The following is a 16214-nucleotide window of genomic DNA, read 5'->3' on the forward strand; positions in this document are numbered from 1 at the left end:
CAGCGCATCGCCCGAATATCCAACTGTGCTATCAACGGCTCGTCTCATCGTCATTTGGTGGAGATAGCATATCATTGTTCCGTAATGAAGCTGAACGCTTCATCGAGCTTATTTATCGCTTTACAGCATTGTAAAATGCTAATGAAGTCCGTACCTTAGGTGAATAAGAATCAGCGGCTAAAGGGAACTTTGCCGTCGTTAGCCGCTCAAACTGGCTGCAGTATGAAACGAGTTGCAGGAATGTTTCGAACCTCTTTAATTGTTCTGGCCCTGTTTGCCAATGGCGCTATGGCGCAAACATCTCCCCTGGGTCACCAAAAAAACCAGCTGCCGGAAATTGGTGTGGTTGCGTCAAATGCAATCAGCATCGATCGTGAGCGTACCATTGGTGATGCCTATATGCGGCAATTGCGCGCTCAGGCACCCATCGTCAATGATCCCTTGTTGGAAGAATACCTGCAGGATCTGGGTAACCGGCTGGTCACCCAAGCTGACAATGTAAAATTCCCTTTTCGGTTTTTTTGGATAAACAACAGCGACATTAATGCGTTTGCCTTTTTTGGCGGCCACGTGGCCGTGCATACCGGATTATTGATTGCCGCCGACAATGAAAGCGAACTAGCGTCGGTGCTGGCGCACGAAATTACCCACGTCACCCAGCGGCATATCGCGCGCTCTATCGAAGCCAGTCAGAATAATAGCCCTCTGCAAATGTTATCCATGCTGGGCGGTGTATTGGTGTCGATGGCCAATCCCGAGGCGGGGATGGCGATTTTAGGTGCCGGTATGGCGGGCGCGCAGCAAGCTGCAATCAATTACACCCGCGATAACGAAAAGGAAGCCGACCGCATTGGCATCCAAATGTTATCTAAGTCCGGCTTCGACCCCAACGCTGCCGGCACGTTTTTTGGAAAATTGGCCGAGCGTTATCGGTATAAATCCAAACCGCCCGCTTTTTTGTTGACGCACCCATTGCCCGAGTCGCGTATTGCCGATGCACGCTCTCGTGCCGACATGTATGCCGTACCACCGCAATCGAGACAGGTCAGTGAAAGCTTTGCCCTGGCAAAAGTAAGGGTTTTGGCGCGCTATAGCGACGATGTGGCCAATAACCGTGATTACTTTGAAAAAATACAAAACCACCCGCTGCCAGCATGGCAACAGGCAGGCACCTATGGTTTGGTATTGTTGGATTTTGCCGACGAAAAGTATGCTCAGGCTGAGAAAACCTTAGCCGGTTTGTTGGCGGCACAACCAGACAACCTGTTTTTTATCGATGCGATGACTGACATTCTGCTGGAACAAAAACGGGTCGACGACGCCATCGCCCTGCTCGACCCCATGGCAAAACGTATGCCGCGCAATCGTGTGGTGAGTCTGAATCTGGCCAACGCCCTGATTAAGGGCCGTCAATATGAGCGAGCCATCGCGCTGCTTAAAGACTATTTATTGATTAATCCGGAACACACGCTCAGCTACCAGCTTTTGGCTGATGCCTATTCGGAAAGCAAACAAAAAATGGAAATGCATCAGGCCCGTGCCGAGTTTTTCGCCTTGCTATCGGTTTACCCTAAGGCCATCGACGAATTACAAACCGCGTATAATTTTACCGGCGAACAACGTCTCGAACAGCAACGTATCCGCGCGCGGATCGATCAACTAAGAGAAGCGGAGCGCAAACTCAAATCACTGTAATTCGGCCAGTTTGGCGTCGATACTGGCTGCGGTTTGCTCTCCCCACAAAGTGGCGGCGAGCTCACCATCCGGCCCAAGAATAAAGGTGGCAGGTAATTTATCTGGTCGGGTAAAAGGAATCGGCATCTTAGTGTCGTCGCTGACCACCGAAAAACGCATGTCTAACTCATCGATCATCGCCTGCATTTTATCTTTCGGCAGACGATCCCAGTCGACGGCTAAAAACGCGGTTTGGCGGGTATCCATGCCTGCGACGAAGGCGTTAAGTTCAGGAATTTCACGCAGACAAGGCGCGCACCAGCGGGCGAAATAATTGATCACAAGATAACGCCCGGCGTAATCGTCCAGGCGCCCGGTTTGCCCATTGACCAATTCAAACTGTGCCGATAAACGGCTACTAGCCATAATTCCCGCCAGCAAAGCGGCCAGCGCCGCAATCAGAATCAGGCCTTTTTTGAGCATTGTGTGTATACCTCTGTGGGTGTGTTTGGCAAAATAACCGCCGACATTTGCCAAAAAAACTACAGACTAATGACAAAAATTACAATCCTGCACAATCCACGCTGCTCGAAAAGTCGCGAAACGTTGAGCCTGCTGCAACAACAAGGCATTGAGCCAGAGGTTATTGAATACCTGAAAACCGGTCTGGACGAAGATCAAATCCGCCATATTCAAGCCGCTTTAAATGTCTCCTCATTACGCGACTTTATGCGTCGCAAAGAAGACCGCTACAAAGAGCTTAATCTGGATAATGCGGATGTCACTGAACCGCAACTCTTGGCCGCTTTGTTAGACAACCCCGGATTACTGGAACGCCCGATTGTCATCAATGGCAGCAAAGCTGCTCTGGGCCGTCCGCCCGAGCAAGTACTCGAAATTCTTTAAGTCATCGATTTTCCGGCTCTGCGCGTACAACACACACTGAGCCGGGTGTGTTATTTATTTCAGGAATGTTATGCAACCCAAGACAAAACGCTTTCGCGCACTGGCACTGATCGGATACTTCGGATTACTGAGCTTTGTGACCCTGTGGCAGTTGGTATTACGCGCCGAACAGCCTTACAGCTACTTTTTTATTTTTCTGGTGTTTATCCTGCCTTTGCTGCTGCCGTTACCCGGCATGGTGGCAGGAAAACCCTATACCCACGCGTGGGCCAATTTCATCGTCATGTTTTACTTTTTGCACAGTTTAACCGCGCTGTATGACCATCGCGGTGAATGGTTTTATGCTCTGGTTGAATTATTGTTTGCCAGCATGATGTTTATCGGTTGTAGCTATTTCGCCCGCTTACGCGGTCGGGAATTAGGTTTAGGTCTGAAAAAAGCCAGCCAACAGGAGTAACTATGTACAAGTTAACTGGGTTAGTAACAGGAAGTTTATTGCTTGCAGGATGCGGCGGCGGAGGGGGTAGTCTACAAATGCCACCTCCGACTAGCGGTAGCACCGATCCATTTACACTGTACGCACAGCAAGAAATTGTCGAGGGGCAAACCCTTGGGCTAGCAGCGGTATTTAACCGGGGACTGGAAGGGTCGGATTTTAGCTGGCAACAACTCAGTGGCCCGGTACAACTGGAGTTTCTGGCAGGCAACAGCAAAGTCGTCAGTGCCGATGTAGACGTCGCGGGTAACTATACCTTCCGCTTTTCCAGCCAAATAAACGGCACCCTGCAATCCGCCGACATCAGCGTCAACGTGCAAGCCAGTTCATCACCTGCCGCGCAATTACGTCTCGACCACACGGCGGTGGAACAACTGCCTGCCAGCAATGCATCACGGACCGGCAAGCAAACGGTTTCTTTACGAGTCGATGGCGATCTCGCCATTAGCAATGTCAGTTGGCAACAAGTCAGCGGCCCGGCCGTAACTACCACCACCAACGGGCAATACCTGTTTTTTACTGCCCCATCGGTAAGCCGCGATACGCTGCTGGAATTTAAAGCCACGGTCACCTTTAGCTCTGGTCAAACCGCCACTGAACAGGCTTTTGTTTTGATAGACGATACGCCGATAAACAGCACAGATGGCTATTTCCCGGTTTACGCCGAGCAGGTGATGAGTAGTGATATTCATCCCTACCGCGCCGACTCACCTTATGCCGATGTGCTGGTCGATTGCGTGGTAAGCAATACGCTCAATAATACCTGCCGCTTCAGCACCCTGCCCTTGCTGGCCATGGACAGCGAAACGCCCACTGTCGATGACGTGATGAACCGCGTGGTGGTTTCTCATGACTGGATGGGCCAGCGATTCGAGGAATACTTGCGTAATTCTGCCGCCGGCAGTGATGTGATGCGTTTATTGCGCGCCACCACCGCAGTGGTGATTTCCTATGACGTTACTCCGGCGTTTTTCTGGTCGGCGACCGGCGCCATCTATCTCGATCCTGTCTATTTATGGCAAACCCCACAGGAGCGCGACACCTTGCTGGATGCACCAGATTATCGCGCCGCGTTTGGTGATGCACTGCAATTTGACATGTACACCACTTACACCCAAAACGATGAATTCTTCTTCAAAGGCTACAGCGCGTCCCAACGTCAATCCCGCCCTTTTGAGGAAATGGCTAAAGATATCAGTCGGTTACTGTTTCATGAACTGGCCCACGCCAACGACTATATTTCACCGGCGCGCTGGGCGTCACTGAGCACTACCAGTGATCCCTTTTCTGCATCACGTAGCAATCGAATTAATCAAACGCTGGAGTCGTCCTATCCGCTCACCTCAGTCGAAATGCAGGCGTTAGCAGACGTACGCTTTGGCACGGGTGCGGGTCAAACACCCAACTACAGTGCTACCCAATTAAGCTACACAGCCGCTGACATCGGTGGTTTCTTTGCGCCGGACTCTGGGGTGGATTTTTATAACTACTCAGCCATCGCAGAAGACCTTGCCATGTACTTTCAGCACATGCTGATGGTCAAAACCTTTGGCGTCGACACCGTTACGGTTATCTGGGATCAGGACACCAACATCACCGGATGGGCAGAGAAAAACCGCATCGGCAAAGATGCGTTACAAGGTAAAGCGGCATTTATTCTTGAGTCGATCATTCCCGAACTGGACGGCTCAGCTACCGTTGCCGCATTTAGCGATAATCAGGCCATCGCAGCGGGTGAAGATTATTTATGTACCTTCGCACCGGCGGATCCACGCTGTACAGCGTCTGGCAAAACCACGCAACCTTGGTTACCGCAAGAATTCACTCAGCGTTTGCAAGCCCACGGCACAGCGAAGCTGCCGTTACAGTGATAACACCTGTTTAACGAACGGGATGGTCAGCTTTTTTTGCTGCTGCAAAGAAAGCTGATCTAACCGGGCCAGTAAGTCCATCAGGCGATGGCTGTGACGGGTATAGCGGGTCAGAATAAAGTGCGCGACTTCCTGGTTCATCACCATGCCACGCAATTGCGCACGTTTGATCAGCATGGTTTGCAGTTCATCATCCTGCAAAGCACTCAGGGAAAAGGTGGTGCCCCAACTCAGGCGGCTTTGTAAATCAGCCAGCTGTAACGGCAGCGACTTTGGCCCACTGTTGGCCGTAACCACCAAATGCGCGCGCCCCACCTCAATGCAGCGATTAATCAAATCGAACAGGGCTTCCTGCCATAATTGGTGACCATCCAGACAATGCAGATTATCAATACAAATTAAATCGTAATGTTCGAGACCGGTTAACATCGCCGGTTGCAGCTGGCCAAGCAACTGCAAATCCAGATAACCCACCTGCTGCTGCGCCGCGGATAGTTGATGGCACATGGCATATAAAAGATGGCTTTTGCCGCTACCGGCATCACCGGCAATAAACGTCAGGCAAGCGCCGGACTTTCCAGCCTGGCGAGGGGCATGCAAATGCGCCAGTAAAGCCTCATTGCCCGCCGCAATAAAGCTATCGAACGTCTGGTCATCAGGCAGGGTAACTGGCAGCGACAACTGTTCCTGCATCAGGGCTCCCAACTAAATTCCAGTTCAGAGACCGGCATGCCGAATTCGTCCCGCGCCGTTTTGAGTTTGTCATCCAGTGCCAGAGTGCGGCGCAATTCCTGCGCAGAGCTGTATAGTCGCAGGGAAAATGTCACCACATTGCCATTCACTTCAGCGGTACGAATCTCCGCCACCGAGGTTAAGCCCGCCAGGTAACGTCTGGCATTTTCATAACCTAACAAGTCAAATACATTGGTGATCTTAAGCTGAACTGTCTGCAACTCGGTCTGATCCTGACTTAGGCTCACCGCATAGCGCTGCGCCTGTTGGGTTGCCATCGCCGCGACAAATTGGCGAATCAACAGTTGCGGGTTGTCACCACTGATTTGCTCACGGGTCAGTTGTCCCATGGTCAAATTTTGCCATTCTAGTTGCCAGCCAGGCATGGTATCAGTACCCAGCGCATCGGCGTTTTGTTCAGCGGTTTCCATCGGCGCTTCCGGTGTCGCTTTATGCAGGCGGGCCAGCACCACCATATCGGGTTGGTAACGTTGACTGGCTTCCAGCACCGGCAGACTAAACCGTCCCCAAATATCGTACAAACTCACCACGGCTAAATCGGTCAAATCCATCAGCGGCAAACTGACGTCCAATCCACGTTGTGATACTTCGGTCAGCAGCACCGATTTCAGCGTTTGCGGGCTGTCTTCGTTAATAACGACACGCTCGCCTTGTTCATCTTCCACCGCCAGCCACACCAGTGTGTGTGGACGAATGGATGACCACAACGGAAAGTCCGCGGTATTAATCAAGGCATCAACTTTACTTTGATCGAAAGTGGCCAGATAAACGCGCTGCCCATCGCGCACATCGAAGCGAAAAGATAACAGCAGGTCGCTGGCTCTGCGCATCGCACTGCGCACTGCGGGGTGTTCCAGTATTTGTTCTTTACCGGTGACTTTTACCAATACCGTCGCCAGTGCTGTTTGATTGCGCTTGCTGTCATTTAAGCTGGCATCGGTTTGCGCGCTGTACAGATCCTTTACCTCAGCCGCACACAGCGGCAAGGAGACCAGCATGATAATCAGTGTCAGAGGAGTAAGGAGTGAACGCAGCACAATCTTCATAATTAGTTTTTTGTGTATTCTTATAGATTTACACGCAAATTGCACCTGTTAACTGCGTATTAAGCGTTACCTTTGGTGGCGTAAACTGCTAAAATCCGCGCAATTTTTCTCCCAGCCCATATAACGAGGTACCCTGTGAGCGACACTTCCCCTTCCCTGAGTTACAAAGACGCCGGTGTAGATATTGATGCGGGTAACCGTTTGGTAGAGCGTATTAAATCTGTTGCCAAACGTACTGCGCGTCCGGAAGTGCGTGGTGGTTTAGGTGGCTTTGGTGCGTTATGCGCCATTCCGGAAAAATACAAACGCCCATTATTGGTTTCGGGTACCGACGGTGTAGGTACTAAATTGCGTTTAGCCATGGATTTAAAGCGCCACGATGGCGTAGGGATTGACCTGGTTGCCATGTGCGTCAATGACCTGATTGTACAGGGTGCTGAGCCACTGTTTTTCCTTGATTATTATGCCACCGGCAAACTGGATGTAGATACCGCAGCGGCCGTAGTCGGCGGTATTGGCGAAGGGTGCGAGCAGGCTGGCTGTGCGCTGATTGGCGGCGAGACCGCTGAAATGCCGGGCATGTATCACGGTGAAGACTACGATATCGCGGGCTTCTGCGTAGGCGTAGTCGAACAGGACAATCTGATCGATGGTACCAAAGTGCAGGCGGGTGATGCGCTGATCGCGTTGGGTTCAAGCGGCCCGCATTCAAATGGTTACTCGCTGATCCGCAAGATTCTGGAAGTCAGCAACGCCGACACCAATGAAATGTATGAAGGCAAATCGCTGGCAGACTGGTTATTAACCCCTACCCGTATCTACGTGAAATCAGTATTGGCGTTGTTAGAAACCACCCCGGTACACGCTATTTCGCATATTACTGGCGGTGGCTTCTGGGAAAATATCCCGCGCGTATTACCTGACAACTGCAAAGCCGTGATCGATGGCAGCAGCTGGCAGTGGCCGGCCATTTTCAACTGGTTACAGCAACAGGGCAATGTGACTACCCACGAAATGTACCGCACCTTCAACTGTGGTGTGGGCTTAATCATCGCATTACCTCAGCAGCACGCTGAACAGGCTGTCGCGGCACTGCAGGCATCGGGCGAAAATGCTTGGGTTATCGGACATATCGCCAGCAAAGATGGTGCAGACGCGGTAGAGATTAACTAAGCATGAAAAATATCGTTGTTGTCATTTCCGGTAACGGCTCCAACCTGCAGGCCATTATTGACCAGTGCGCCGCCGGGAAAATTGATGGTCAGGTGCTGGCGGTTATTTCCAATAACGCCGACGCCTATGGATTAGTGCGCGCCGAACAGGCCGACATTTCCACCGTGGTGCTCGACCATAAAGCCTATTCCGATCGTGACGAATATGACCATGCACTGGCCGCTACAATTGATATCTTTCAGGCGGATTTAGTGGTGTTGGCGGGCTTTATGCGCATCTTAAGTACCGGATTTGTCGAACATTTTGCTGGACGCCTGTTGAACATTCATCCATCTTTGTTGCCTAAGTACAAAGGATTGCACACCCATCAGCGCGCCATTGACGCCAACGACGAAGAACACGGTTGTTCGGTACATTTCGTCACAGCAGAACTGGATGGCGGGCCGGTTATTCTGCAGGCACGGGTCCCCGTGTTTGAAGAAGACACCGCCGACACGCTGGCAGAGCGCGTTCAGGAGCAGGAACGTCAAATCTACCCATTGGTGTGCAACTGGTTTTGTACCGGACGTCTCAAAATGGAAAATGATCATGCCTATCTCGACAATCAGCTTATTGGCCCACAAGGTTACGCAGCCGATTAAAGCCCTGTGCGGACTGCTGTTATTTATCAGTCCGCTTGCTGTGGCGTTGGATTGGCATCCATACCACGCCAGCTATGATGCCCTGCGCAGTGGCCGTAAACTGGGCAGCGCACAACAAATTCTGGAATACGCAGGCGATAATCAATATCGCCTGTCCTACCACTCCGAAGCATCCTTTTTGTTTTTCTCTGATGAGCGCCGCGAATTCAGCTTGTTCAGGCTCGACTGCGAAAAGCTCATTCCGCTGGAATATCAATATCAGCGCTCCGGCACCGGTAAAGATCGTGCCACCCATATCCGTTTCGATGACGAATTAGGCAAACTATTTGTTAACGATAAAACCCACCCCTGGCAGGCCGAACTGGATAATCAGTTGTATCAGCTTGCCATGCGCGCCGCCCTGCAACAAGGCCAGCGGGAATTTCACTTTCCTATCGTCAATGAGCGGGGTGACTTTCGCACGCTGGATTTTAAAGCCGTTGCCGAAGAGAAATTAACCCTGCCCTACGGCCAAATCGAAGCGATTAAAGTCGCCAGAATCCGCGAAGGCAGTGATCGCGAGACCTTTTACTGGTTTGCCCCGTCCCTGAACTATCTGCTGGTGCGCATTCAACAGTTTAAAGATGGCGATGAACAGGCCGATTTGTTGCTGCGTCGTTATCAACCTGCCCAACTGGCCGACCAAACCGCCCAAAAAAATAACCCATAATCCGGTTAAACCTGCCACGAAATCGCTACGTATCAACTAACCTGAAATTAACAATCCACTGCGCAGATCTTGATTTTTCTGCCCCGGCGTAATAGCTTAATGCAGAATCTGGTCTGACCTCTTATCAAGGAGCCCTTATGCAAGGCTTAATCTGGGTTTTGATTCTGATTGCCACCATCGGTGTCGTCAGTTATCAACGCTTTAAATTGCAAACTGCAACGTTCACCATTGGCGCGGTTATGGCGCTCGGCACTATCATCAGCGGTACCTTTGGTATGTTCAGCTGGTTGGTGTTTGCCGTTATCGCCCTGGCCCTGAACGTGGAATCGTTCCGTAAATCCAATCTCACCCTGCCTGTTCTGAAAATCTTTAAAAAGATCATGCCGGAAATGTCCCGCACTGAACAGGAAGCCATCGATGCCGGTACGGTATGGTGGGACGGTGATATCTTCAGTGGTAAGCCAGATTGGCACAAGCTGCACAGCTTCCCGCAGGCGCAGTTAACCCCTGAGGAACAGGCTTTCCTGGATGGCCCGTGTGATGAAGTGTGCCGCATGGTTGACGAGTGGGAAGTGAACCACAAGCTAGCCGACCTGCCACCGCATGTATGGGAATACCTGAAGGACAACAAATTCTTCGCCATGATCATCAAGAAAAAATACGGTGGTCTGGAGTTCTCTCAGTATGCGCAATCCCGCGTACTGCAAAAGCTGTCTTCAAAAGGTGCCGTGTTATCCAGTACCGTAGGTGTACCTAACTCATTAGGCCCGGGCGAGCTGCTGCAACACTATGGAACCGAAGAGCAAAAAGACTACTACCTGCCTCGTTTGGCGGAAGGTCAGGAAATCCCCTGCTTTGCCTTAACCAGCCCGGAAGCTGGCTCTGACGCCGGTGCCATCCCGGACGTTGGTATCGTCTGTAAAGGCGAGTTTAACGGCGAAGAAGTGTTGGGTATGCGCCTGACCTTTAACAAACGCTATATCACGCTGGCGCCGGTGGCGACGGTTGTCGGTCTGGCGTTTAAACTACGTGACCCGGATGGTTTATTGGGTGATCAGGAAGACATCGGTATCACCTGTGCCCTGATTCCACGTGACACCAAAGGCCTGGATATCGGCAACCGCCACTTCCCGCTGAACGTACCATTCATGAATGGTCCGGTACGCGGCAAAGATATCTTTGTACCGCTGGATTACATTATCGGTGGCGCCAAAATGGCTGGCCAGGGCTGGCGTATGCTGGTTGAGTGTTTATCGGTAGGCCGTTGTATCACACTGCCTTCTAACTCAGCCGGTGGCACCAAAACTGTCGCTGCTGCATCTGGCTCTTACGCCCGCATCCGTCGTCAGTTCAAACTGCCGATTGGTGCAATGGAAGGTATCGAAGAAAAACTGTCTGTGATTGGCGGTAACGCTTATCTGATGGACGCGGTCACCACCATGACCACCGCTGCACTGGGCATGGGTGAAAAGCCGTCGGTTATCTCGGCTATCTGTAAATATCACATGACGGAAAAAGCCCGTCAGGTGATGGAAGCAGCCATGGATGTCCACGGTGGTAAAGGGATCTGTTTAGGCCCGAACAACTACCTCGGCCGTGGTTATCAGGCAATTCCAATCGGTATCACCGTAGAAGGTGCCAACATTCTGACCCGTAACATGATGATTTATGGTCAGGGCGCGATGCGTTGCCACCCGTACGTACTAAAAGAATTGTACGCGGCCAACAGCGATGATCGTGAACAGGCACTCAACGACTTTGATGCCGCGCTGTTTGGTCATATCGGTTTTGCCATCAGCAACTTCTTCCGCTCTGCGTGGTTCTCACTGACCGGTGCCCGCCTGGCATCTGCGCCATTTAGCGACAGCACTGCCAAGTACTACCGTGCGCTGGAGCGCTACTCAACCAACCTGGCATTGTTATCTGACGTTGCCATGGGCGTGTTAGGTGGTGAACTGAAGCGTCGCGAGCGTCTGTCTGCGCGTCTGGGTGACATGCTGAGCTACATCTATCTGGCCAGCTGTGCGCTGAAACGTTTCGACGACGAAGGCCGTCAGCAGGAAGATTTACCTTTGCTGCACTGGGCTGTGCAAGACTCACTGCACAAGCTGGAAGTAGCACAGCACGAACTGTTGGCTAACTTCCCGGTTAAAGCGCTGGGTTGGTTTATGCGCGCCATCGTCATGCCATTTGGCAAACAGTTTGACCGTCCATCGGACGAGCTGGATTACGCCGTAGCCAAGCTGATTCAAACGCCGGGTGCCGCGCGTAACCGCCTGATCCGTGGTCAGTACCTGACTCGTGAGCCAGAAAACGCCGTAGGTATTCAGGAGCAGACGCTGGAAGACATGATTGCCGCCGAAGCACCGTTCAAGAAAGTCTGTAAAGCATTGGGCGAGCGTCTGCCAATGACGCAGCTGGATGTGCTGGCAGATAAAGGTCTGGAACTGGGCGTGATCAGCGCCGAAGAAGCCGACCTGCTGCGTCGCACCGAAGCAGGCCGTTTACTGGCAATCAACGTGGACGACTTTGCCCCACAAGAGCTGCCAGCTCAGGGTAGCAAGCCGGTTAAACGTACCAAAAAAGCCAAAGCCAGTGATGAAGCCGAGGCCGTCGCCTAAGCGACCCGTTTACTCCATTTAAAAGGCGCCCTGTGGCGCCTTTTTTGTTGCCGTAAACACATACTTTGTAACAGCCCGGGTGTTGCCAGCTAATGTGATTAACGTAACATCCGCTTAGGGATAGTTTTACGCTAACAAACAACGACTTATGCAACGGATTATTTTGGGCTTGCTGCTGACAACACTAACCGGCTGCGCGGCAAATCATGTCAGCCGCCTCGATGGTGAAGGCACAACCATCAAACATAGCAGCCACGAGGGCCAGCAGCAGCGCGTTACCAACCTGTTTACCGGCAAGCACGATTATCCCGTCACCTGTAGTGCAGATTGCTATCCACCCCATCCGCAGGTGGTATGTGAGCAACCGGCAGAAAACTGCCAGTACACCGGCCCTAAACGCCCGGCTATCAGCGGCAGCGGTTTTACCGTGCGCTGGTTAGGCCATGCCAGCTTTTTGATTCAGACCGCCAATAACACCTCATTACTGCTCGATCCGGTCAGCGATCAGTTCGACTGGCCAGTAGACTGGGCATTCCGGCTAAGCGATGGTTTTTTCCGTAACCCGCCCGCCTGGCCAGCCGACGATGAATTACAGCAGGTCGAAGCGGTGCTCTATTCCCACGTGCATTATGACCATTTCAACAAGGCCGACATCAACGCGCTGGGCACCAAACCACACTATCTGGTGCCGTTAAACTTCGCTGAACACTTCCCATCCGGCGGTTACCACATCACTGAAATGGCATGGTATGCCAATACCTCGCTGAACGACCTCACCATTCATTTTGTACCGGCCAATCACTTCAGCAGCCGCATCTGGGTGCCTTACCTGTATGAAGATCAAAACAAAACCCTGTGGGGTGGCTGGGTAATCGAGCAAGGCGGTAAGCGATTATTCTTCGCTGGTGACACCGGCTACTCACCCCATTTTAAAAAAATTCAGCAACGATACGGCGATATGGATGTATGCCTGTTGCCGATTGCCTCTTATTACCACCCGCAGGACGGCGAATGGTACTGCTACGTGCACACCACGCCAGAAGACGCGCTAATTGCCGCGCAGGAATTAGGCTGTAAGGTCATGATCCCCTGGGGTTATGGCAATGCCAGCTGGAAAATGGGCGACATTAGCTCCCACTCCCCACTGTTACGATTGCTGCATATGCAGCAAGAAATGAACGCCACCACACCCTTGTTGATATTGAACGAAGGCGATGAAGTGGCGTTGTAGAGCAATGGCTTAATTAGGTGAAGTAACGCCAAGCATGAGGGGCGTCCCGGAGTGATGTGAGGATTGAGGCATTCTGCAACGAACGAAACACCGCTGAGAGCAAGTCCCCTCAATGCAATTGTTAAATTTTTATACCACAATTCTCAACCAATCTTGCTTTTGAAGATCTAGCTTTCTGTTAGCGAGGCCCCGCCCTCCGCAATGAAACCTTGGGCAAATTAATTTGTTCTCAATGGAAATTTCCGGTGAGGATGCGAGTATGTTTTTAAGGGAGGACTTCTTAAGTCCGTATAAATATGCAACCTCAGAGAATGCGTGTGTGCCAAGTGTAATAATTATTTTTGGTTCAATTATTTCAATTAAGGGTGTTAAAAACTCTTTGGTACATTGCCTTGCCCATGACTGATTAACTTTACCAGCCATTTTACCTTCCTCCTTAATCCCAAGAATAGAATTCGTAAAGAACACCGGAGCTGATTTATTTGGAGTAGAAGGGGTTCCAATTTCGATTCCAATACACCGGAAAAGCTCAATCAGATTCTTGTTCGTAGGATTTTGATCTATATCCTGCCCCTTGTTATCTGTGAAATAGTCGATATCCCCCCAATCCTGACCAATTAACAGAATCTTTGCATCCAAGTTGCCTTGCCATTGTGACCATGCACCTATTTCTTCGCAGTCATATATTCCATCGTTAATTTCTGATGGATTTAATAGACCATGTCCAAAATCGAATTCTTTTCGTTTGTTAACTAAACGCTTGTATTTTTCTAATTTATTCATTTTTACTGCTAAATCATCCAAAAATATAACGCTTTGCTCATCGGTAAATTAGGAGCGCAGCGAGTAATTTATCCGCGTAAAGAAACTTGTTAGCCATTTGCCAGCTGTGAGACAGTTTGAATAATTTCTTCGATCTCACATCTGTCTGCACCGTCGTCACCACAATATTTTGATCTTGCTTTAATTTGTTCAGCTGTCATCCTTGGCCAGAATCTTTCCAATACATCATCTTTTCTAACAGTTAATGCTGTTGCGATTTTCTTTTTCGCATCACAGGTATCTGTGTACTCAATGTTGACACCATGAGAAACTTGAAAAAGGGCAGGATCTAGATAGTTCTCAGGCTCTCTTTTCCTGGTAAGTAGCGCAATTTTTCCTTGCGCCTTCAGTTGAGAGATCGTCTCCACATTTCTTGGATTTTGAATTGGATCCCCTAGATCAGAATCCATCAATATCCCCCACTCCAAACCCAGTTGATCAATAAGCTTCTTGGACACCCAATGCTTTAGATTTCCACAGCCACCTATAGGAATACAAGCTATCCCGAGTTCAGACAGGGTGTTTTCAATATCACCATTAATCTTTAATTGCTCAGCGGAATGGTTAACAAATGTCACGTCGCTATGACCCTCTACAAGGAGGACACCCCGTGATGATGCAATTTCACTTTCAGGGAGTACCCCTAGACTGATTGCCACCTTTTCAAGGACTTCATCTGAGCCGCTGGTTATATTAGGAGTGTTATTTTCGTCTTTCTCGATAAAGCGAATAGATTCTATAGGCAGAAGTCCAGCCAACGCTGGGACATGCGTTGTTAATAATATTTGGCAGTCAGGTCTGCATGACAAAGCAATTAGCGCCTCAATAAGCATGATTTGATAGCTTGGGTGTTGTGATGTTTCAGGCTCTTCAATAGCGTATATAACCTTAGGAGAGCTTTTTTCCACCCGAACCTTTTCCGCTTCAGCTCTAAAAAAGTTAAGCAAAATAAGCCTTCTAACACCGCTACCACGCTTATTTATCGGAACCCCTCCCTCACCATCTAACGTGAAATTGAAAGTCCACTTTGGCTTATCCTTGAACCTTGGGTGTAATTCCGAAGCGAGCGCCGGATCCATTTCCCGTAATTTTTCTTTCGTACGCTCTGCGACTTCCAAAACAGACTGTTCGATTTTTTCTTGCAGCTCATCTATTTCTTTCTGAAGTGATTTTTTTGCTTGATCTACCGCAACCTGAATTGGGTTTTTTGCCTCAGGATCAGAATCGTTACTCTCTCTATCAGCCTTGAACAAGGCAAAAGTAGGCATTTCTGCCTCAATTTTCTTATATATATTCTTTGATTCTTTTTCCAGCGCACTGACATCCAAATAGAAGTCCGCCAGTTGTAAGTTATCAAATTTATTCCAGATAGCAGAGCGCCATAAACTTGAAACTCGCTTATCCTCCACCTCTCCGTCGACACCTAACTCTTTACCTCGAGCCTTTAATTCCGCTAGTTTTAAGCTGTGTAGATCATTAGCGCCTTCGAGAGAAGGGTGCATGCACCGAATTAAAATGGAAGGCGATGAGACTGTTTTTTGTACCTTGTATACCTTCGATATTTCGATATCACCATTGCTATTTAGTAGGTATTCATTTTTAAAGCTTGTAGGATAATTCTCATCAACAACAACTTCTTCAGATAATTCGTCAAAAATACACGATATTTTTATGTCAGAATCATCAGACTCTACATTTTTATCATCACTATCTATTTTCACAGACTTGTTATTAAAGAAAATCTCGAGCGCCTCAAGAATCGTGGACTTTCCTGCGTCATTTCTTCCGGTGATACCCGTTAATCCATCTTCAAATGTTACGGAGGTCTCCTCTTTATAGCCTCTAAAGTTTTTTATCTTTATTTCCTTGAGTCGCATAAAACCTCCTTAATATGACTGTGTGGCTAACAATTTATTAGAGAGCGATTCGCTCCTTTTTCTGCTGGCGCGTCGCTCGTTTTTCTCCTTTAGCATTTTTAACAGATCCAGTAAGTGATTGCTATACAGCGAATTTTTGTCGGTGTTGCCAAATGGCAACGGGCGAAATTAGAGCGTTTCGCTCCTTATCCTGAATATGCGAGAAACCTTTAAAATCTGTATATGAACAGGTGTAATCGTCTTTTTTCAAAACTGTAATCTGCGTGTAATCCTATCGCCATTTGTCGCGGTGGCGACAGCAGCCAACCGCTTTTCTCTCCCGGCTGCGCGCCCCGTTTAAATCGCCTGCTTTACCTCTTATCTGGCATGGTTTCATTCACTCTATGTGACCGTT

The 16214-nt window shown here is 49.8% G+C and carries 14 protein-coding genes; 9 read left to right on the top strand and 5 right to left on the bottom strand.

What is annotated here, in order from left to right:
• Nucleotides 1-222 precede the first annotated feature (222 nt).
• Complete coding sequence (locus TK45_RS07735; RefSeq protein WP_131258074.1) at nt 223-1695, top strand: M48 family metalloprotease; 1473 nt, start codon at nt 223-225, stop codon at nt 1693-1695.
• Here TK45_RS07735 and TK45_RS07740 read toward each other — a convergent pair.
• Nucleotides 1687-2157: a TlpA disulfide reductase family protein gene (locus tag TK45_RS07740; protein WP_131258075.1), complete on the bottom strand. Its 471-nt coding sequence runs from the start codon at nt 2155-2157 to the stop codon at nt 1687-1689. The genes TK45_RS07735 and TK45_RS07740 overlap by 9 nt on opposite strands.
• A 69-nt stretch (nt 2158-2226) precedes the next feature.
• On the opposite strand from TK45_RS07740, the gene arsC reads away from it, so the two are divergent.
• The 3 genes from arsC to TK45_RS07755 all read left to right on the top strand — a co-directional run bounded on the left by arsC (nt 2227) and on the right by TK45_RS07755 (nt 4947).
• Nucleotides 2227-2580, top strand: a complete 354-nt coding sequence (gene arsC / locus TK45_RS07745; protein WP_131258076.1) for an arsenate reductase (glutaredoxin) — start codon at nt 2227-2229, stop codon at nt 2578-2580.
• Between the two features lie 70 nt (nt 2581-2650).
• Complete coding sequence (locus TK45_RS07750) at nt 2651-3037, top strand: DUF2069 domain-containing protein (protein ID WP_131258077.1); 387 nt, start codon at nt 2651-2653, stop codon at nt 3035-3037.
• Between the two features lie 77 nt (nt 3038-3114).
• A complete protein-coding gene (locus TK45_RS07755) occupies nt 3115-4947 on the top strand; it encodes a hypothetical protein (RefSeq protein ID WP_131258078.1) in 1833 nt (610 codons plus the stop codon).
• Here TK45_RS07755 and hda read toward each other — a convergent pair.
• Nucleotides 4939-5640, bottom strand: a complete 702-nt coding sequence (hda, locus tag TK45_RS07760; RefSeq protein WP_131258079.1) for a DnaA regulatory inactivator Hda — start codon at nt 5638-5640, stop codon at nt 4939-4941. The two genes, TK45_RS07755 and hda, sit on opposite strands and share 9 nt — an antisense overlap.
• The gene (locus TK45_RS07765) at nt 5640-6746 is read right to left on the bottom strand and encodes a DUF2066 domain-containing protein (protein WP_131258080.1); all 1107 of its coding nucleotides are present in this window, start codon (nt 6744-6746) and stop codon (nt 5640-5642) included. The genes hda and TK45_RS07765 overlap by 1 nt, the downstream gene beginning before the upstream one ends.
• Before the next feature lie 135 nt (nt 6747-6881).
• On the opposite strand from TK45_RS07765, the gene purM reads away from it, so the two are divergent.
• The 5 genes from purM (at nt 6882) to TK45_RS07790 (ending at nt 13121) form a co-directional block, all read left to right on the top strand.
• The gene (purM, locus tag TK45_RS07770; RefSeq protein WP_131258081.1) at nt 6882-7919 is read left to right on the top strand and encodes a phosphoribosylformylglycinamidine cyclo-ligase; all 1038 of its coding nucleotides are present in this window, start codon (nt 6882-6884) and stop codon (nt 7917-7919) included.
• A 2-nt stretch (nt 7920-7921) separates the two neighbouring features.
• Nucleotides 7922-8560 (top strand): phosphoribosylglycinamide formyltransferase, encoded by a 639-nt coding sequence (gene purN, locus TK45_RS07775; protein WP_131258082.1) that lies wholly within the window; start codon nt 7922-7924, stop codon nt 8558-8560.
• Nucleotides 8508-9269 carry a DUF3108 domain-containing protein gene (locus TK45_RS07780; protein ID WP_165490738.1) on the top strand — a complete coding sequence of 254 codons (762 nt, stop codon included), beginning with the start codon at nt 8508-8510 and terminating at the stop codon, nt 9267-9269. Before purN ends, TK45_RS07780 begins: the two co-directional genes overlap by 53 nt.
• Before the next feature lie 137 nt (nt 9270-9406).
• Nucleotides 9407-11890, top strand: a complete 2484-nt coding sequence (gene fadE / locus TK45_RS07785) for an acyl-CoA dehydrogenase FadE (RefSeq protein WP_131258084.1) — start codon at nt 9407-9409, stop codon at nt 11888-11890.
• A gap of 148 nt (nt 11891-12038) precedes the next feature.
• Nucleotides 12039-13121: an MBL fold metallo-hydrolase gene (locus TK45_RS07790; protein WP_131258085.1), complete on the top strand. Its 1083-nt coding sequence runs from the start codon at nt 12039-12041 to the stop codon at nt 13119-13121.
• A gap of 129 nt (nt 13122-13250) precedes the next feature.
• On the opposite strand, the gene TK45_RS07795 is transcribed toward TK45_RS07790, so the two are convergent.
• Together TK45_RS07795 and TK45_RS07800 are read right to left on the bottom strand one after the other, a co-directional pair.
• Nucleotides 13251-13904 (bottom strand): uracil-DNA glycosylase family protein, encoded by a 654-nt coding sequence (locus TK45_RS07795; protein ID WP_131258086.1) that lies wholly within the window; start codon nt 13902-13904, stop codon nt 13251-13253.
• Nucleotides 13905-13993: 89 nt separating this feature from the next.
• Complete coding sequence (locus tag TK45_RS07800) at nt 13994-15820, bottom strand: AAA family ATPase (RefSeq protein WP_131258087.1); 1827 nt, start codon at nt 15818-15820, stop codon at nt 13994-13996.
• Between the last annotated feature and the right edge of the window lie 394 nt (nt 15821-16214).

It is taken from the genome of Bowmanella sp. JS7-9, from assembly GCF_004329715.1.
Lineage (GTDB): Bacteria > Pseudomonadota > Gammaproteobacteria > Enterobacterales > Alteromonadaceae > Pseudobowmanella > Pseudobowmanella zhangzhouensis.